This window comes from Corallococcus sp. AB045 (genome assembly GCF_003668895.1).
GTDB lineage: Bacteria > Myxococcota > Myxococcia > Myxococcales > Myxococcaceae > Corallococcus > Corallococcus coralloides.
This window is the reverse complement of sequence record NZ_RAWN01000067.1, coordinates 14,529-32,479: the sequence shown is the minus strand read 5'-3', so window position 1 is coordinate 32,479 and position 17,951 is coordinate 14,529. Positions and strand designations below refer to the sequence as shown.

The 17,951-nt window shown below is 68.9% G+C and carries 15 protein-coding genes; all 15 read right to left on the bottom strand.

All coding sequences use genetic code 11. From position 1 onward, the window contains the following. The 15 genes from D7Y21_RS18025 to D7Y21_RS17955 all read right to left on the bottom strand — a co-directional run bounded on the left by D7Y21_RS18025 (window position 1) and on the right by D7Y21_RS17955 (window position 17,935). Complete coding sequence (locus D7Y21_RS18025) at window positions 1–942, bottom strand: ExeA family protein (protein ID WP_120566336.1); 942 nt, start codon at window positions 940–942, stop codon at window positions 1–3. Between the two features lie 28 nt (window positions 943–970). After that, a complete protein-coding gene (locus D7Y21_RS18020; RefSeq protein ID WP_121714641.1) occupies window positions 971–4,138 on the bottom strand; it encodes a tetratricopeptide repeat protein in 3,168 nt (1,055 codons plus the stop codon). Between the two features lie 192 nt (window positions 4,139–4,330). Next, entirely contained in the window at window positions 4,331–5,716 is a 1,386-nt protein-coding gene (gene accC / locus D7Y21_RS18015; RefSeq protein WP_120566334.1) for an acetyl-CoA carboxylase biotin carboxylase subunit, read from the bottom strand. 75 nt (window positions 5,717–5,791) lie between these two features. Then, window positions 5,792–6,379, bottom strand: a complete 588-nt coding sequence (accB, locus tag D7Y21_RS18010; RefSeq protein WP_120566333.1) for an acetyl-CoA carboxylase biotin carboxyl carrier protein — start codon at window positions 6,377–6,379, stop codon at window positions 5,792–5,794. Window positions 6,380–6,419: 40 nt separating this feature from the next. Beyond that, complete coding sequence (efp, locus tag D7Y21_RS18005; protein WP_120566332.1) at window positions 6,420–7,001, bottom strand: elongation factor P; 582 nt, start codon at window positions 6,999–7,001, stop codon at window positions 6,420–6,422. Window positions 7,002–7,141: 140 nt separating this feature from the next. Next, entirely contained in the window at window positions 7,142–7,504 is a 363-nt protein-coding gene (locus D7Y21_RS18000; protein ID WP_120566331.1) for a hypothetical protein, read from the bottom strand. Further along, entirely contained in the window at window positions 7,505–8,194 is a 690-nt protein-coding gene (locus D7Y21_RS17995; RefSeq protein WP_121714639.1) for a hypothetical protein, read from the bottom strand. A gap of 30 nt (window positions 8,195–8,224) precedes the next feature. Continuing rightward, window positions 8,225–10,978: a type IV pilus secretin PilQ gene (gene pilQ / locus D7Y21_RS17990; protein ID WP_121714638.1), complete on the bottom strand. Its 2,754-nt coding sequence runs from the start codon at window positions 10,976–10,978 to the stop codon at window positions 8,225–8,227. 58 nt (window positions 10,979–11,036) lie between these two features. Next, complete coding sequence (locus D7Y21_RS17985; RefSeq protein ID WP_199724574.1) at window positions 11,037–11,597, bottom strand: pilus assembly protein PilP; 561 nt, start codon at window positions 11,595–11,597, stop codon at window positions 11,037–11,039. A gap of 44 nt (window positions 11,598–11,641) precedes the next feature. Further along, a complete protein-coding gene (locus tag D7Y21_RS17980; protein WP_120566327.1) occupies window positions 11,642–12,274 on the bottom strand; it encodes a type 4a pilus biogenesis protein PilO in 633 nt (210 codons plus the stop codon). A gap of 22 nt (window positions 12,275–12,296) precedes the next feature. Beyond that, window positions 12,297–12,980, bottom strand: coding sequence for a PilN domain-containing protein (locus D7Y21_RS17975; RefSeq protein ID WP_120566326.1), 684 nt, complete (start codon window positions 12,978–12,980; stop codon window positions 12,297–12,299). 30 nt (window positions 12,981–13,010) lie between these two features. After that, window positions 13,011–14,093, bottom strand: a complete 1,083-nt coding sequence (pilM, locus tag D7Y21_RS17970) for a type IV pilus assembly protein PilM (protein WP_014399064.1) — start codon at window positions 14,091–14,093, stop codon at window positions 13,011–13,013. 227 nt (window positions 14,094–14,320) lie between these two features. Further along, on the bottom strand, window positions 14,321–15,733 hold the full coding sequence (locus D7Y21_RS17965) for a sigma-54 dependent transcriptional regulator (protein WP_120566325.1): 1,413 nt from the start codon (window positions 15,731–15,733) through the stop codon (window positions 14,321–14,323). 35 nt (window positions 15,734–15,768) lie between these two features. Then, entirely contained in the window at window positions 15,769–16,887 is a 1,119-nt protein-coding gene (locus D7Y21_RS17960) for a sensor histidine kinase (protein ID WP_120566324.1), read from the bottom strand. A 22-nt stretch (window positions 16,888–16,909) separates the two neighbouring features. Next, entirely contained in the window at window positions 16,910–17,935 is a 1,026-nt protein-coding gene (locus D7Y21_RS17955) for an A24 family peptidase (RefSeq protein WP_121714636.1), read from the bottom strand. Window positions 17,936–17,951: the final 16 nt, after the last annotated feature.

Below are 17,951 nucleotides of genomic sequence, written 5' to 3'. Positions count from 1 at the left end.
CTAGAGCTTACCGAGTCCCTCGAGGTAGCGGTCGATCTCCGCCAGGTCGATTTTGGTGTTCGCCGTCCGGGGCAGCGAGGTGGCGGGCGCGCTCGCCCGCTCGCTTGCCTGGGAGGCAGCCGAGCCACCCTGGAGCCCCAGGTTGTTGCCGATGCGGTGCACCAGCTCCGCGCTGATGGTCTCCGAGCGCACCAGGAACGCCTCGAAGAGGGCGTTGTCGCACAGGGTGTTGATGACGCGCGGGGTGCCGCCGGAGTGCTCGTGCACGGCGAGCAGCGCCTCCGGCGTGAAGGGCATGCGCGGGCAGCCGGCGAGCCGCAGCCGGTGCTTCACGTACGCCTCCGTGGACTCCGCCGTGAAGGGCTCCAGCTTGTAGCGGAGCGCCACGCGCTGGGCGAGCGGCGGATCCAGCTTCAGGTTCTTCTCGATCTCCGGCAGGCCGAAGAAGACGAAGGAGATGAGCTTGCGCTCCGGCACTTCCAGGTTGAGCAGCCCCCGGAACTCCTCCATGAGCTCGCGCGTCTCCAGCATCTGCGCCTCGTCGATGAGGACGACGGCCTTCTTGCCGGACTCATAGATTTGCAGCAGGCGCTGGTAGAGCTGCGACAGGAGCGCCAGCTTCTCCTGCGCGGGGTTCTCCACGCCCAGCTGGAGCGCGATGCGGCGCAGGAGCCACTGGGCGGTGATGCCCGAGTGGATGATGACGAGCAGCGCGGCCTCGTACTCGGACTCCGGAAGCGAGTCGAGCATGCGCCGGGCGAGCGTCGTCTTGCCCGCGCCAATGTCGCCAATGAGGATGGACAGGCCCTTCATGTAGCCCACGGCGTGCATCAGCCGCGTGAGGGCCTGCGAGTGCTGCGCGGAGTTGTAATAGAAGCGGCTCACCGGAGCGTTGGAGAACGGCTCCTGGGTGAGTTCGAAGAAATCGAGGTAGGTCGTCATCGCTCGCCGGGCCTCGTGGGGGGACGCGCTACACGTACCCTACTTTACGAGCCTTCGGCACGCCCGCGGCGGGAACCGGCGTCGCGGGGCCCTTTCCGGCGCGAGGCAGCGGGTCCTCCTCCGGTGCGGTCACCGCCGACAGCCGCGTCACCTGAGACCCCACGTCGCGGTATTTCGCGTCCATGGCGGCCACCCGCTGGAAGTGGAAGAGCGCCTTGCCCTGCTCGTTGAGCGCGTCGTAGGCGCTCGCCAGCTCGAAGCCCAGCGCCTTGGCCACCTCGCCCGTCGCGAGCACGTTGGAAAGGCCTTCCTTGAACACCGCCACGGACTCGTCCGGCTTGCCGCGCAGCGTGTGCAGCATGCCAATCATCGTCAGGCAGTCCAGCTCGCGCGGGGTGCCCACGCAGCCCTGGCGGGCCACTTCGAACTCGTGGACGGCGTCGTCCAGCAGCCCCATTTCCTTGTAGGCGATGCCCAGGTCGTAGTGCGTGTCCACGTCCTCGGGCTTCACCACCTTGGCCAGGCCCTTCTTGAACTCGGCGAAGACCTCGTCCACCGAGTACTGGAAGTCCTCCTCCGCCGGGGGCACCGCCGCCAGCGACTCACCGCCCAGGTCGTCCAGCTCACCGGCCAGCTGCGCCGCCAGGTCGAACGCGTCGCCACCACCGGCGCCATCGTCGAGCGACGCCTCCGTCACCGGCTGCACGGAGGGCACGTGCAGAGGCTCCGAAGGAGCGTCGTCCTCGGGGGCCGCGCCACCACCGGCCTCCATCTCCTCCAGCCGCGCCATCAGCTCGCCGGCGCGCACGTGGCCGGGGAACGCGATGGCCACCGTCTCCAGGATTTCGCGCGCCTCTTCCAGCAGCCCCTGGTCGAGGAAGAACGACGCCTCGTCGCACTCCTCGGAGGCAGGCTCCTCCTCGGGCTCCGCTTCCGGCTCGGGCTCCGGCGCATCCGCCAGGGCCTCGGGCTCCGGCTCCGGCTCGTCCGCGAACGCCTCGGTCTGGGGCTCGTCGTAGGACAGCCCCTCCACCGACGGCAGCACCATGTGCGCGGCGGTGGGCTCGTCTTCTTCCTCGTCGCCCAGCGACATGCCACCCGCGTACGCGGGCTCTTCCACCGGCGCGGAGAAGCTTTCGTCCAGGCCCGCGTCGTCCAGCGCGGACGCATCCAGGGGCGCGAGCCCCACGCGCGTGGGCGCGTCGTCGTCCTCGCCCAGCGACATGCCGGGTTCGATCAGGGCCTCGTCGTCGCCGCTGTCGCCCAGCGTCGGCAGTTGGAGCGTGTCCGGCGCGGCCTCTTCCAGCAGCGCGCGCGACGGGGACAAGATGCGCGTGGGCGGCGCCTCTTCCTCGTCGCCCAGCGACATGCCGCCCGCGTCGTCCGCGAGCACCATGGGCTCGTCGCCGTCCACGTCCGCCGCGTACGCCAGCGTGTCGTCCTGGGCGAGCAGCGGCTCGTCGTCCAAGCCTCCGGAGTCATCCGAGCCGACCAAGCCCGGCTCGTCCGCGAGCACCAGCGAGTCCTCGTCGGACCCCATCACCAGGTCGTCCTGCGGCGGCAGGTCGTAGACGGTGTTCTCGGCGGAGCTGATGGGCTCGCCCATCACCGCTTCCTCGCCGCTCAACGTGGTCTCCGCGACCTCGTCGTCGACGATTTCGTCCGAGTCCGACCCGTGGCTCAGCGCCGCGAGCGCGAGTTCGTCACCCCCGGGCTGCGCGAGCGCGTCCTCCGGCGGATCCGCGACGAGGATCTCGTCCTCGTTGGAGTCCACCAGGATGGCGTCCTCCTCCAGCGACTCCACGCCCGGCGTCGCCGCAGGCGCCACGAAGCCCCCTTCCGCGCGGAGCACGGACAGGAAGGCGGGCACCTCGGGATGCGCCGGATTCTCCTGGAGGATGGTCGCCAGGTACGGCTGCGCGCGCTGCACGTCCGCGCGGCGCGTGCACAGGCGCAGCACGTTGAGCAGCTGCTCGGACGCCTGCGCGCCGTTATTGGCCGCCACGTAGATGTGGTACGCCTTTTCGTGCGCGTCCAGGTTCTCCGGATCCACGGAGAACACCTTGCGCAGGTGCTCCAGCGCTTTGTCGTGGAGCCCGTACTTCACGTAGACGTCCGTCTCCGTCAGCAGCTTGGCCAGCTGCTCGCGGCTCATCCCCACGGGCGCAGGCGGTGCCACGGCCGCGGGCGGCGCGGCGGGCGCGGGACGGGACGGGGGCGCCGAAGGGGCCGGCGCGCTCCACGCGGGCGCGGCCTCCTCCACGGGGTGATGCACGGCGGCGGGCGCGGGCTCCGGCTCCGGCTCAGCGACGGGGCCCCGGCGCGCGAGCAGATCCGGATCCTGCGGATCCAGCAGCTCAATCTGCGTCCACACGCCGTCGGACTCAGCGGTGCGGCCGCGCTCCTGGTGGATCTTCGCGAGCTCCTTGTAGACGGACACCGTCTTGGAGACCTGGCCCAGCCCCTGGAACGCCTGGGCCAGCAGCGTCAGCGTCTCCACGTCGCGGCCATCCGCCTTGAAGCACACCTGGAGCTTGGCGAGCGCGCGCTTCTGGTCGCCGCGCTGCAGGTACGACGCGGCCAGCTCCTTCGCGAGCGGGAGGTTGTCCGGCTCCAGCGCGGAGAGGCGCTCCGCGACGCGAAGCCAGTCATCCGCCCGGGCGTTGCGCTTGAGGTACTCCGCGGCGCGCTTGAACTCCTGCGCCGCTTCCTTCGTCATGTTCTCGCGCGCGTACAGCTCCGCGAGCTTGATCTTCGACGCCACGTTCTCGGGGTCGAGATCCACCATCTTCTTCAGCGTGTCGAGGCTCGACTTGGTGTCGCCCGCCTTGTCGTAGTGGTTGGCGACGATCTGGAAGTACGCCATCGCCTCCGACATCAAGCCCAGCTGCTGGTGCAGCTCCGCCAGCTTGAGGTTCACCTCCAGCAGGTTCGGGTTGAGCTTGAGGACCTGCTTGTAGAGGGCGACGGCCTTGAGGAAGAAGCCGTCCGAGGAGTAGCTCTCCGCGACCTTGGTGAAGAAGTGCGCCGCCTGCGCGTTGTCGTTCTTCTTCTGGTACAGCTCCCCCATCTTCTGGAGGACCCGGATGTCCTTCGGGTCGACCTCCAGGACCTTCTGATACTCCTTGATGGCTTTGTCGTACGCGCCCTTCGCGACCAGCTTCGCGGCGGCTTCGATGATCTTGTTCTTGTCCATCGAGCGTGCGCTTCCGACAGGCAGAAACCCCGAGGAACTTCGCGGGTTTCAGTCCTTCTCTGGGGGGGAGCATCGGAGGCTAACGGAATCCTCCGATGCGGGTCAAGAAACAGCCTGCCCTCCCCCAGGGCTGGATCACCCGCCTGGACGCTCGCACGCCCGGCGGGTTTTCCACGCCTTCACGGCAAAGCGCTACGGCGTCTCTTCCACGGCCTTCTTGAGCCGGCGCGAACCCGTCTCGCTCGCCAGCAGGCGCTCCACGAAGCGGGTGTCGTAGTTGCCCTCCTGGAAGGACTCCTCCGCCAGTGCGGCCCGGTGGAACGGGATGTTGGTGCGGATGCCCTCCACGACGTACTCGGAGAGCGCGCGCTGCATGCGGCGGATGGCCGTCTCGCGGTCCTCCGCGTGCACGATGAGCTTGGACAGCAGGCTGTCGTAGTGCGGCAGCACCGTGTAGTTCTCGTACGCGGCGGAGTCCACGCGCACGCCGTAGCCGCCCGGCACGCTGTAGCCCGTAATCTTGCCCGGCCACGGCGCGAAGGTGACGGGGTCCTCCGCGTTCACGCGGCATTCAATGGCGTGCCCGCGTATCTGCACGTCCTCCTGCTTGAAGCGCAGGGGGTGCCCGTAGGCCATGCGGATCTGCTCACGGACCAGGTCCACGCCCATGACCAGCTCCGTCACGGGGTGCTCCACCTGGATGCGCGTGTTCATCTCCATGAAGTAGAACTCGCCGCGCTCGTCGAGCAGGTACTCGATGGTGCCCACGTTGTTGTAGCGGATCTTCCGCATCGCGGCGACGGACACCTCGCCCATGCGCTGGCGCAGCTCCGGCGTGAGCGCGGGGGATGGACTCTCCTCGATGAGCTTCTGGTGCCGCCGCTGCACGGAGCACTCACGCTCGTTGAGGTGGATGACGTTCCCGTGCTCGTCCGCGACGATTTGAATCTCGATGTGGCGCGGCTTCTCCACGTACCGCTCGATGTAGAGGTCGCCGTTGTTGAAGCTGGCCAGGGCCTCCGCCTGCGCGGTGGAGAACGCCTGCGCGAGCACACCCGGCTCGCGGACGATCTTCATACCCTTGCCGCCACCGCCCGCCGCCGCCTTCAGGATGACCGGGAAGCCAATCTCCTTCGCGAAGGCCTCCGCCTCACGCGGATCCTTCACCACGCCGGGGCTGCCCGGGAGCAACGGCAGGCCGGCCTCGCGGGCCGCGGCGCGCGCGCGCACCTTGTTGCCCATCAGCCGCAGCATCTCCGGGCGCGGGCCAATGAAGCGGATCTTGCAGTTCTCGCAGACCTCCGCGAACTCGGCGTTCTCCGACAGGAAGCCGTAGCCCGGGTGGATGGCGTCCGCGCGGGTGATCTCCGCCGCGGAGAGCAGCTGCGGCACGTTGAGGTAGCTCTCCTTGGACGGAGGCGGCCCGATGCAGACGGCCTCGTCCGCGAAGCGCACGTGCAGCGCGTTGGCGTCAGCAGTGGAGTGCACCGCCACGGTGGCGATGCCCAGCTCACGGCATGCGCGGATGATCCGCAGGGCAATCTCCCCGCGGTTGGCGACCAGTACCTTCTTGAACACGGCCGTGCTCCTTCGCGAGGGCCTGGGGCGCGTCCCGCCCGGATGGGGCCGGACGCGCCTGACGGGTCAGCAGACTCAGGCCGGCTCGATGCGGAACAGCGCCTGGCCGAACTCTACCGGGCGACCGTTCTCCACGAGGACCTCGGCGATGCGGCCGGAGACCTCGGACTCGATTTCGTTCATCAACTTCATCGCTTCCACGATGCAGAGCACCTGGCCCTTGCGCACCACCGTGCCCACGTCCACGAACGGGGGCTGATCCGGCGCGGGGGTCCGGTAGAACGTCCCCACGAAGGGGCTGGTCACCTGGTGGCCCGGCTTCTCCGCGGGCTTCTCCGGGGCCGCGGCGGTGGGGGCCGCGAGCGCGGCGGCGGGCGCCACACGGGGCGCGGCCGGAGCGGCGTACTCCACCGGCGGCGACACCGTCACCCCGGGGCCCGACGGCGCCGTGTGGTGGACGATGGTCGTCTCCGGCGCGTGACCGCGGCGGATGTAGAGCTTCTCCGGGCCCTTCGTCCACACCAACCGGGTGACGTCGGAGGCCTCCAGGATTTCGACGATCTGCCGGAGGGCATCCACGTCCAGCGACGTGCTGCCCGCATCCCGCCCGGAGGCCGCGCCCGAGGACTCGGCCGGCCGGGTTGCCTTGCGCTTCGTTGCCATTCGGACCCCTCCCGGGTCGCCAGGTGAAGGGAAGCTGCTCTCAGCCCGCGGTGGCCACGCGGGTGAGGTACTTGCCACCTTCACGCGTGTCGATCTTCAGCACGTCGCCCTCGTTGATGAACAGGGGCACGTTGACGGTGTAGCCGGTCTCCAGCGTGGCGGGCTTCATGGCGCCGGACACGGTGTCGCCGCGCACGCCCGGGTCGCACTTGGTGACCTTGAGGTCCACGGAGTTCGGCAGGCCCACGTTGATGGCCTTGCCGTTCCAGAAGAGGATCTCGACGTCCAGGTTCTCCTTCAAGAAGTTGATCGACTCCCCGAGGCCTTCCTTGGTCAGGAAGGTCTGCTCGAAGGTCTTCTTCTCCATGAAGTGGTACTCGTCGCCCTGGACATACAGGAACTGCATGTCCTTGGACTCGATGTCCGGGGTGCCCACCTTGTCGCCGGACTTCAGCGTGGGCTCCAGGACACGGCCGTCCAGCAGGCTGCGGATCTTCGTACGCGTGAAGGAGGAGCCCTTCCCAGGCTTGACGTGCTGGAAGTACTCGATGACGTACGGCTTGTCCTCCCACAAGATCTTCAAACCATTGCGGAATTCAGACGTATCGACAAACCCGGCCATGGGACCGACTCCTGGGACGAACGTAAAGGCGAAAGTCCGGGGTGTCTAGCCCATGCCCTGGTTCCTGCAAAGAGGAAAGCGGAGGCACGCTGCGTCGCCGGGCAGGCTCGACAATCCCCTGCCCGAGCGGACGTGCGCGGCTACAGCTCCGCCTTCACCTGCGGCGCGGTGACGCGCAGGACATAGCGCCCCTTGCCGAAATTCCCGTCCGCGCGCAGGGCCAGCACCAGGAAGTACTCCGGCGTCAGCATGCGCATCACGGTGAGGACCTTCTCGCTGTTGACGGACACCTCGGTGACGGTGCCCGTCTTCAGGGATTCGGCCGCGTTCTTCAACTGCGTGAGCAGGTTGGCGTACTCCACCCAGGTGCCGGACACGTCCAGCTCCGTGGCTTCGTCCTTCTGGAACGTCTCCACGGAGATGCCGTCGAAGCCCATCACGCTGCACGCGAGGGCTCCGTCCACCTGGTTCACCACCGCTTCAAGGTGCGTGCGGAAGGCCATCTAGCCCCCAACGCCCGGGGCCGCCGGACCGGGCTGGCACGAGGGAAATTGGCCGTCCTGACCGGCACCCGAACCACACGGGCCCGCGGGGATCGCAGGCGACTCGGTCCCGGCGCAGGTCGGAAGCAGGACGGGCGCATTGGCGACGTCGATGCCGTAGACGACCTCGTTCGACTCGAACTTCTTGCCGCCCGACGCGAACTTGCCCGTGACCTGAACGGTGACCCTCACCGTGGCCGTCGTGGTCCCGGACAGGGCCGCCCGCAGGGCCGCCGCGGCTTCCGAGGTCATCAGGTTGACCACCAGCCGGTTCTCGTCCGACGAGGGATTGATGACCGCCGTGTAGGGGACCTCTCCGTCGGGGATGTTGATGCTCGGCGTCGAGGAGTAGGACAGCTTCAACGTGTCCACGAAGGCGGCGGCGGAACCTCCGATGTCGGTGTCCGGCTCCAGAGGGACGCCGTTCACGTCGATGGGCGTGCTCGCGTACGTCGACTTGACGACGAGCCCCAGCACGTAGGCGTTCCGGTAGGCCAGGTTGAGCGAACCACTTGCGATGCCGGTATCGTCAGGGCCGAAGTCGCAGCTGTCGTCCGGCTGGATGGTCTGGAGGATCTGGACGACGGGGGCGCTTTCAGAGCACGAGCAGAGCCCGAGCGACAGGGCCGCCGCGATGAAGAAGGGCTTCATTGGAGTGTCTCCCAATCAGGCGCGGTGCCGTTAGAGGCTCTGCGCGATGGTCTGCCGGTTGAGGATGCGGGGCGTGATGAAGATGAGCAGTTCCTGCCGCACGTCCGTCTCCAGGGTGCTCCGGAAGAAGAAGCCGAGCACGGGAATCTTCGCCAGGAAGGGCACCGAGTCGGACGAGGTGCTGCCGCGGCGCACGTAGATGCCGCCGATGACCGTCGTGTCGCCATCCTTCACCAGCACCTGGGTGTTGGCCTCCTTGCGCTGGATGGACGGCTGGCCGTTGGCACCGGTGTTGGACGGGTCCGGCTGGTTGTTCTGCGCCGCGATGGACATGAGGATGCTGCCGTCCTGGGTGATGTGCGGCGTGACTTCCAGCGACAGGCGCGCTTCCACGAAGGTCGTGTTCACGCCGCCGGCCGACGTCTGGCTGAACGGGATGGACAGACCCTGGCTGATGCGGGCCGTGTTGTTGTCCAGCGTGGTGACCTTGGGCGACGAGATGGTCTTCACCGTGCCCTCGGACTCCGCCGCGGACAGGCGCAGGTTGAGCTGCACGGCGCCGCCCGCGGAGCCGAAGGCGAAGCCCATGGCGCCACCGAGGCCCTGACCCACCGCCGCCGGCAGGTTCACCGCGAAGTTGGGCTGGGCCGGAACGCCCGCCGCCGTGCCGCCCGCGCCGCCCGTGACACCGACGGTGCTGGGGAAGATGAGGCCGGTCGGATTGCCGGACGCGGCCGACAGACGCGTCTGACCGCCCCACTGCACGCCCAGGTTGCGGCTGAAGGAGGTGCTCGCCTCCACGATGCGGCTCTCGATGAGGACCTGCGGCGTCTGCGTGTCCAGGCTGCGCACCAGGGCGCGCGCCTTCTCCGTGTTGGAGCGGATGTCCTTGATGATGAGCACGTTGGTGCGCACGTCCACCGTCACCGTGCCGCGGTCACTGAGCACGTCCTTCACGCGCGCCGACATGTCACCGGCCACCGCGTAGTTCACCGGCACCAGGCTGACCAGCAGGTCCTCCTGCTGCTGCAGCGACTTCTTGCGCTCCTGGCGCAGCCGCGCCTCCTCTTCCAGCGTCTTCAGCGGCGCGATGCGGATGATGTTGCCCACCTGCTCCTGGCCCAGTTGCTTGGTGCGCAGGATGAGGTCCAGCGCCTGGTCCCAGGGCACGTTGCGCAGGCGGATGGTCACGCGGCCCGACACGTCGTCGGCCACGACGATGTTGCGCTTGGAGATCTCCGCGATGACGCGCAGCAGGTTCTGGATGTCGATGTCCTTGAACTCGAAGGACACGCGCTTGCCGCGGTAGCGCGCCTGCTGGGGCGCGCCCTCCGCCGCGTACGCCGGGGCCTCCGCCGTGAAGCCGGCGGTGCGCTGGGTGACGGCCACCTCCTCCGTCTTCACGCCCTGCACGTCCAGCCGCCAGCTCAGGCTGTTGGCGCCCTGGGTGACGTTCTCCTCGATGGCGCCGTCCGCGGCGACCACCAGGCGCACCTTGCGGCCCTCACCCGGCACGCTGAAGGCGCTGATCATCTTCACCGGCGTGTCCAGCGCGCTGGTGTCCAGGCTGCGCTCCAGCTTCTTGGGCAGCCGCGCGTTCTCCAGCGTCAGCACCGCGCTGCGCGGATCCGGCCGGTCCACCTTCCACGCCGTCGCGCCGGACAGCTTCAGCTGCACGCGACCGCCCGAGGGGCTCTCGTCGAAGGACAGGTCCTTGACCTCCACCACCGCCGGCTGCGGCGCGGCCTGCGCCACCGCGGGCTGCGGCTTCGCCGACTCCTGCACGGGCAGGGGCTGCGGGCGCAGGGGCTCCGTCTCCGCCACCGCGTCGCGCGGCTGGGCGGGCTTGGACTTGCGCGCCACCGCGGCGCCCAGCACCACCTCCAGGCCGCGCTCGGCGCGGTCCACGCGGTAGGCGGGCATGTCGCCCTTGGCCACGAGCACCAGGCGCACCTTGTCCTCGTGGGCGCCCACGCGCACGTCCTTGAGCAGGTTGCCCTTCACCTTGGGCGCCTTCGCGCTCAGGCCCACGCCGTACACGTCCACGGCCAGGCGCGGCGGGTCCACCAGCTCCAGGACCTCATAGCGGGCGATCTCGCCGTCGGCGGCGACGCGCAGCGACTCGCCGTCCAGGGACAGCCGGGTGATGCGCTGGGCCGGGTGGGCCACCTCGCGCTCATCCGCCTCCGTGGCGACGACGTTCTCACGGCCCGGCGCCTGGGACGGGGCGGCCTTGGAGGACGTCCCCTCCTCTGGCACCACCGCCACCATCGCCTCTACCACCGGCGCGGGCTCGGCCTTCGGCGCGGGCTCGGCCGGCTTCGCTTCGGCCGGGGCCTGCGGAGCCTGGGCGGTCGCGGCGGCGGGGGCCACCGGCGAGCCGTCCACGGAGATGACCACGCGGTTGCCTTCCGCGCGGACGTCGTACTGGGAGGCCTGATCGAGCGCCACCAGCACGCGGCCCACGCTGGCGCGCGCGTCGGAGAACTGGGCGGCCACCACGCCGGACACCGGACCGGTGCCGTCATGGTGCCCCTTGATGCCGGTGGCGTCCGCGGACGACAGGTCCACCACCAGCCGCTCCGGCCCACTGAGCCGGAAGACGGTGAAGGTGGGCGGCCGGGTCCCGGTCACCACGACCTGGGCACCAGCTCCCGTCCGGGACACCTGCAGGTCCCTCAGCGTATTGAGATCCGCGCCGTACACCTTGGCGCTTGCCAGGACGACCGCCCATGCGGTCGCCATGAACCACTTGCCCCTCGTCACAGCGCTCTGCTCGAGCATGCGTCCCCTCAACAAGTTGGAAGCGGGCGACGACTGCCCGCGGGCGCGCCGTGGGGCGCTACTCCCAGTTCTTGCCCGTCATCAGGTTGTAGGCAGGGTCCTTCACGCCATCCGCCTTGAGCTGGAGACTCACCGGATTGCTGATGAGCTCGCCCTTGGCGCCCGTGAAGACCTCGGTGACGGTGACCGAGTCCCGGAGAATTTGTGTGACCTTGCCGCCCTGGCGCCCCACGCGGGTGTTGCGCCGGACGATGTGGCCGCGACCCAGGGGGTCCTCGACCATCGCCAGCGGGCTGGCGTCCCCCGTGACGACCGCCACCAGCTTGAGCTGGTCGAGGTCGAACACGCACAGGGGTTCGTTGCAGGCCCGCTCCGGTGCGTCACGCGCCACCGGCCCGAGCTCCTCCAGCGGACTGCGGAACGGGTCCCGCTTGCCCACCGGGCTATAGGTGTAGACGAACGTTGGCGCCGCCGACGCCTCGGTCTTCTCCGCCACTGGGGCCGGCGCGGGGGCGGCGGCCTTGGGGGGAGCAGTGCGTGGGGCCTTGGGCGTGTCCTCACAAGCGGACAGGGTCAGCGCCAGCACCGCAACGGTCATCGTGGATTTGAACGTCTTCATCCGCGTCATCCCTTGTCGCCCTTGTTGCCGGGCGGATCAAGTTTCTAGTTGCTCTTCTTCTTGTCGGAGGCCTTCTTGTCGGAGGCCTTCTTGTCGGAGGCCTTCGTGTCGACGAAGCGGAACGTCGTCGCCAGGAAGCTGCTCTGGAGGATGACCTTCTCGTTCTTCAGGGCCGCGCCATCGAGCTTGATGTTGTTGACGTTCACGATGCGGCGCATGTTCGCCATCTCCTGCAGGAACATGGCGATCTCGTGGTAGTTGCCGCTCACCGTCATCTTGATGGGGATGCGCGCGAAGAACTCGGTGCCCTCGACGTACTCCTTGCCGGGCTCCACGCGGGCGATCTCCAGGCCGGACTTCTTGCCGATGTCGTTGATCTGCGCGAGCAGCTCCTCCATGTCGCGCCGCTCCGGCAGCTCCGTGAGGGCCTCCGCCAGCTTCTGCTCGAGCACGTCCATCTCACGCCGGCGCTCGTTGAGGTTCTGGGCGATCTCGCTCTTCTCCGCGAGCTCCTGGTCGAGCTTCCGGCGGTCCGCCGCGCGGCGGATGATGTTCTCGTCCGTGGGCTTGATGAAGGAGAAGAAGTTGCCCACGGTCAAGATGACGACGATGGCCGCGAGCCCGCCGAACTTCGCCGCGGGGGGGGCCTTCGCCAGTTGATCCAGGTATTTTTCCATGACAGGGGTCCTTCGCCGCCAATCAGATGGCGTAGTTGGCGGTGAGGGTGAGCTTGAAGTCGACGAACGTCGCCGCGCCGGCGGAGGCGGCCTTGGACTGCACGGCGTTGGTCAGTTCGACGTTGCCGAAGAAGGGCTTGATCTCGTTCGCGGAGAACTCCTCCACGCTGGCGGTCTCCGTGTTGAAGAGCTCCACGCGCGACGTCTTGCTGGCGGTGCGGCCCTGGTCCACCAGGCGTCCCATGCCCTTGGGCGTCCACACCATGCTGCCCAGGCCGCGCATCAGCTCCGCGACCTCGTCGTGGCTGACGGCCGAGCCGTCGATGGTGACCTTGTTGGACGCCTCGACGAAGTTCTTGAGCCAGACCTTCTTGGGGATGGCCGAGGACAGCGCGTCCAGCATGCGCACCGGCCCGTTGCGGCCCTTGCGCAGCGTGTCCAGCACCGCGAGCTTCTTCTCCACTTCCGTCTTGCGGGCGTTGATGTTGGTCACCTCGCCGATGACCTTCTCCAGCTCCGCGATCTTCGCCTTCGTCTGGGCGATGCCCTGGTTGGCCCGCTGCAGCTCGTCGTCGCGGTTCGCGTACCAGACGTAGTTGCCGATCATCGCGGCGATCAGGACCGCGGCGTAGAGGGCCAGGATCTGCCGGCCCATCTCCCGCTTCTTCACCGCCCGGACGGGCAGCAGGTTGATTCGGATCATCATGTGCGTGATTTCCTCGTGGCCAGAGCGGTATCAGCCCAGCTTGTCGCCCGGGCGCCGGAGCGCCAGTCCCACTGCCACCGCGGCCATGGGCGCCACGTCCATGATGAACGCGGGGTCGAACTTGCGGTTGTCCACTTCAATCTTCCGGAACGGGTTGAGGATCTCCACCGGCACGCCGGTTCGCGCCTCGATGGTCTTGAACAGGGCGGGGATCTTCGCGGTGCCGCCGGACAGGTAGACCTTGGTGAAGTTCGAGTCCGCGGCGGTGCCCGCGTAGAAGTCCAGCGAGCGCTGGATTTCACCGGCCACCTGCTCCGCCACGCTGGAGAGCACGCGCTCCACGTCCTGCGGCACGACGGCGTCCGCGTCCGCGCGGTTGCCGCCGATCTTCAGCGCCTCCGCCTCCTCGTAGGAGACGTTGAGCTGCTTCTGGATCTCTTCGGTGAACTGGTTGCCGCCGATGGTCACGTCACGGGTGAAGACGGTGACGCCGTTGGCGATGATGTTGATGTTCACCACGGAGGCGCCGGCGTTGATGAGGACGACGGTCTCCTTGTCCGGCAGCTCGTAGTTCGTGGAGAACATGTTCTGGACGGCGAACGCGTCCACGTCCACCACCACCGGGGCCAGTCCCGCCTCGGAGACCACGGTGGTGTAGTCGTTGATCATGTCCTTCTTGGCGGCGACGAGCAGCACGTCCATCTGGCCGGTGGCGTCGTTGCCGCCGCCGTCCAGGATCTGCGTGTCGATGTTCACGTCCTTCACGTCGAAGGGGATGTACTGCTCCGCCTCCCACTGGATGCTCTCCTCGAGCTCTTCCTGGCTCATGCGGGGCATCTGGATCTTCTTGATGATGACCGAGTGGCCGGACACGCCGATGGCGACGTCCTTGCCCTTGACCTTCAGCTCGGACATCAGCTCCTGGACGGCCTGCACGATGGCCGTGGAGTTCATCAACGCGCCGTCCACGATGGCCTCGGGAGGCAGCGGCTTCATTCCGAAGCTCTGGAGCGCGTAGCCGACTTCACCGCGCTTGCGCTGCTCCTTGAGCATGATCATCTTGATCGACGTCGACCCGATATCCAGCCCGAGTGCCAGTTTGCCCTTCGCCATGCGTAACTCCATCGGAGAGGGCGCCAGCGTAGCACCGGCTTGATACCCCTCCTAAAAAGTGCTTGGCGCCCGGCCGCCCTGCGGACGGGAGAGCGCCGTGAAAGCCAGCCACGACCGCGCCCCCAGGCCCACCATCGCGGAGGCCCGATTTTCCGGCCCCGGCGGCGTTCCGTCAAATAGCGCCGGAGGATTCCTCGAGGGTTGCCCGCCGGGCGTCTCCCCTGCCCTCAGGTCCGGGCGCCCTCCGCGTCCGGGTCGATGCCGTACTCCTTGATCTTGTAGAGGAGCGCCCGGTGGCTGATGTCCAACACCTCCGCCGCCCGGGTGCGGTTGCCCTTCGTGCGCCGCAGCGCCGCCCGGATGTAGGACTCCTCCAGCTCCCGGATGGCGCGCTTGAGCGACAGGTCGCTCCCGGCCTGTAGCGGCGGAGCCGTCCCCGCCGGGGCGGGTGCGGAAGCCGCCCACAGCTTTTCCGGAAGGCTGCCGGGCGCGATGTGGGTGCCTTCCTCGAGCAGCACCGCGCGCTCCATGGCGTTCTCCAGCTCGCGCACGTTGCCCGGCCAGGCGTAGGCCGTCATCAGGGCCTCCGCCTCCGGGGTGACGCCCTCCACCGGAGGCTCGCGGTTGAGGTCGCGGTTGAAGCGCTGGAGGAAGGAGTGGGCGAGCAGCGGGATGTCCTCGCGGCGCTCGCGCAGGGGCGGCAGGATGAGGTTCACGACGTTGAGGCGGTAGTAGAGGTCCTCGCGGAAGTCGCCCTGGGTCACCAGCTTGCCCAGGTCGCGCAGCGTGGCGGCCACCACGCGCACGTCCACGCGCTCCACGCGGCTTTCGCCCACCGGGCGGATCTCCCCCTCCTGCAGCACGCGCAGGAGCTTCACCTGCGCGCCCAGGGGCAGCTCGCCCACCTCGTCGAGGAAGAGCGTGCCGCCGTCGGCTTCCGCGAACAGGCCCCGGCGGGCGGTGCGCGCGTCGGTGAAGGCGCCCTTCGCGTGGCCGAACAGCTCGCTCTCCAGCAGGCCGTGGGGAATGGCGCCGCAGTTGACGGCGACGAAGGGCATGGCGGAGCGGCGGCTCTTTCCGTGCAGCTCGCGCGCGATGAGCTCCTTGCCCGTGCCGCTCTCTCCGGAGATGAGCACGGTGGTGTCCACCGGGGCCACGCGCGCCACCTGCTTGAGCACCGCCTGGAGCGCGGCGCTGTGCCCCAGGATGTGGCTACCCGAGGCGCCGGGGAGCCGGGCCTCGTGCAGCCGGCGGTTCTCGCGGACCAGCCGCTCGCGCTCCTCCGCCTTGCGCAGGACGAGGACGATCTCCTCTGGCTTGAAGGGCTTCTGGACGTAGTCGTAGGCGCCCGCCTGCACCGCCTCCAGCGCCTGCTCCTGGGAGCCGTATGCGCTCATCACCACCACGGTGAGGCCCGGATGCTCCGCGAGCGCGGCCCTGAGCACCGACAGCCCGTCGCGCTTGGGCATGCGCACGTCCGTCACCAGGACGTCATAGGCGCGCGTGGACAGCTCGCGCAGGGCCTCGTCCCCGTCTGCGACGGCGCGCACGTCGTAGCCCTTGTCGGTGAGCACCAGGGTGAGGATGTGGCGGATGGACGGCTCGTCGTCGGCGACGAGGACGGTGCGGAAGAGGGGCATGGGGGATGCCCATCATATGCCGTCCAGCCCCGCCGTCAGGCTGCTGGCAGCGATAGCCGGAAGCACGCGCCGCCGCCCGCTCCGTCGCGCGCGTCCAGCCGGCCGCCCATGCCCTGGGCCAGATTCAGGGACACCGCGAGTCCCAGGCCCGTGCCCTGCCGTCCCTTGGTGGTGAAGAACGGCTCGAAGAGGTGCGCGCGCACCTCCGGCGACAGGCCCGGGCCGCTGTCCTCCACCTCCACCAGGACGAGCGCGTCCTCGCGCCGGGTGGAGACGCGCACGCGGCCCTCGCCCCCCATGGCCTGGGCGGCGTTGAGCAGCAGGTTGATGAGGATCTGCGACAGGGGGCCCGGGTCCGCGCGGGCCAGCAGGCCGGGCGCCACGTCCAGGGCGACGTCCACCCGGTCCAGCTCCGGCCCGGCGCGCACCAGCCGCACGCACGTCTCCACCACCTGCCCCACATCCACCGGCCCGGGCTGGGTGCTGGCCGGGCGGCCCAGGTCCAGAAGCCCCCGCACGATGCGGTCGATGCGCAGGACCTCATGGTCGATGCGCTCCAGGAAGTCCTTGAGCTCCGGCCCCTGCGCCCTGGAGCGGGCCAGGGAGAGGTAGCCCAGGATGCCCGCCAGCGGATTGCCCACCTCGTGCGCCACGCCCGCGGCCAGCTTCCCCACCGTGGCCAGGCGCTCGGAGGCGACGAGCTCCGTCTGCGCCCTCGCGAGCCGGGCGTTCGCCTCGCGCAGCGCCTCCAGCTGCGCTCGCGTGAGGGCCTGTTCCTGGCGCAGCGCCTCCGCCATGCGCTGGAGCTCGCGCTGGATGCGCGACAGGAACGGCCCCCCCTGCCCGGAGAGCGGCACGTCCAGCTGCAGCCGGCCCAGCTGCTCCACGGACTTCTCCATGGCGCGCAGCGGGCGGCCCACCGCCAGGTCCAGCACGCCATAGGCCAGCAGCGTCAGCACCAGCAGATCCAGCCCCAGCGCCAGCGGCAGGAAGGCGCGGATCCGCGCGAGGCTCTCCATGTCCAGCGACCCCGGCAGCGCCAGCCGGCGCGCCGTGTCCAGCAGGCGGATGAGCACCGGCTGCAGCGTCAGCCACGACAGGCCCGTGGACAGCGAGCCCAGGAGGAACGCCACGCTGGCGATGCGCCACTTCATCCCCGCACCGGCGCGGGGTTCCTCACTGCGTCCCTCCAAGCATCATCGCCACCTCCGGGGGCAGCACGCGCGCGAGCAGCGGCCCCAGGAGCATCACCTCCAGCCCCGCCAGCGCCAGCCATGGACCGAACGGGATGTTGGTGACCCCGGGCTCCCACTGATCCTCGCCCGTCTCCTCGTCCAGGGTCACGTCCGGGATGTCCTGTAGGAGCAGGCACGGAATCACCAGCGCCACCCGCTTCCACCAGGGCAATCCGGGCTTCGTGAACTCCCACGTCATCGTGGACGCGGGCTCCTCCGGCTCCTCGTCGGCAGGGGCCTTGGACGGATCCTCCTTCTCCTCGCCGCGAGGGCCTGCCCGGCCCGTGAGGGCGAGCATCGCCACGCCCACGATGGAGCCCTGGAACGACGAGAAGAAGAGGATGCCGAGCAGCGACTGCCAGCCGAGGAACGCACCCAGCAACGCGACGAGGAACTTGTCCCCGCCGCCCAGCGCCTCCTTCTTCAAGAGCTTCCAGCCCACGTACTCCATGAAGCGGAAGGTGAGGAAGCCCACCGACGCGCCCACCACCGCGTTCACCACCGCGTCCTGGCCCAGGGGAATGGCCAGCACGATGCCCGCCACGATGCCCGGCACGGTGAGCGACAAGGGCAGGATCCAGTGCTCCAGATCAATGAAGGTGAGCGGCACCAGCAGGAACACCAGCAACAGCGCGGGCACCAGCGCGTACGTCCAGTCAAAGCGCTTGAGGCACGCGAGGAAGAGGAGCCCCGTGAGCAGCTCCACCAGGACGTAGCGCGGGGAGATGGGCATGCCGCAGCCTCGGCACTTCCCGCGCAGCCCCAGCCACGACAGGACGGGGATGTTCTCGTACCAGGCGAGCACGTGCCCGCACTTGGGGCAGCGGGACCCGGGTCGCACGATGCTCAGCCCTTCGGGCACCCGTGCGATGACGACATTGAGGAATGAGCCGATGCACAGGCCGAGGATGAACAGGAAGAGGATGAAGAGGGGCTCGGCCCAGCCCGGCGCGTAGGTGAACGTCACGGGGCCGGAATCCTAC

Bases quoted from the DNA above. Each gene is read 5' to 3' on its own strand.
- pilM (WP_014399064.1), bottom strand. From the start codon at position 14,093: ATGGCGAAGGGCAAACTGGCACTCGGGCTGGATATCGGGTCGACGTCG.
- D7Y21_RS18020 (WP_121714641.1), bottom strand. From the start codon at position 4,138: ATGGACAAGAACAAGATCATCGAAGCCGCCGCGAAGCTGGTCGCGAAG.
- D7Y21_RS17975 (WP_120566326.1), bottom strand. From the start codon at position 12,980: ATGATGATCCGAATCAACCTGCTGCCCGTCCGGGCGGTGAAGAAGCGG.
- accB (WP_120566333.1), bottom strand. From the start codon at position 6,379: ATGGCAACGAAGCGCAAGGCAACCCGGCCGGCCGAGTCCTCGGGCGCG.
- efp (WP_120566332.1), bottom strand. From the start codon at position 7,001: ATGGCCGGGTTTGTCGATACGTCTGAATTCCGCAATGGTTTGAAGATC.
- D7Y21_RS18000 (WP_120566331.1), bottom strand. From the start codon at position 7,504: ATGGCCTTCCGCACGCACCTTGAAGCGGTGGTGAACCAGGTGGACGGA.
- D7Y21_RS17965 (WP_120566325.1), bottom strand. From the start codon at position 15,733: ATGCCCCTCTTCCGCACCGTCCTCGTCGCCGACGACGAGCCGTCCATC.
- D7Y21_RS17960 (WP_120566324.1), bottom strand. From the start codon at position 16,887: ATGAAGTGGCGCATCGCCAGCGTGGCGTTCCTCCTGGGCTCGCTGTCC.
- D7Y21_RS17995 (WP_121714639.1), bottom strand. From the start codon at position 8,194: ATGAAGCCCTTCTTCATCGCGGCGGCCCTGTCGCTCGGGCTCTGCTCG.
- D7Y21_RS17980 (WP_120566327.1), bottom strand. From the start codon at position 12,274: ATGGAAAAATACCTGGATCAACTGGCGAAGGCCCCCCCCGCGGCGAAG.
- D7Y21_RS18025 (WP_120566336.1), bottom strand. From the start codon at position 942: ATGACGACCTACCTCGATTTCTTCGAACTCACCCAGGAGCCGTTCTCC.
- pilQ (WP_121714638.1), bottom strand. From the start codon at position 10,978: ATGCTCGAGCAGAGCGCTGTGACGAGGGGCAAGTGGTTCATGGCGACC.
- D7Y21_RS17985 (WP_199724574.1), bottom strand. From the start codon at position 11,597: ATGAAGACGTTCAAATCCACGATGACCGTTGCGGTGCTGGCGCTGACC.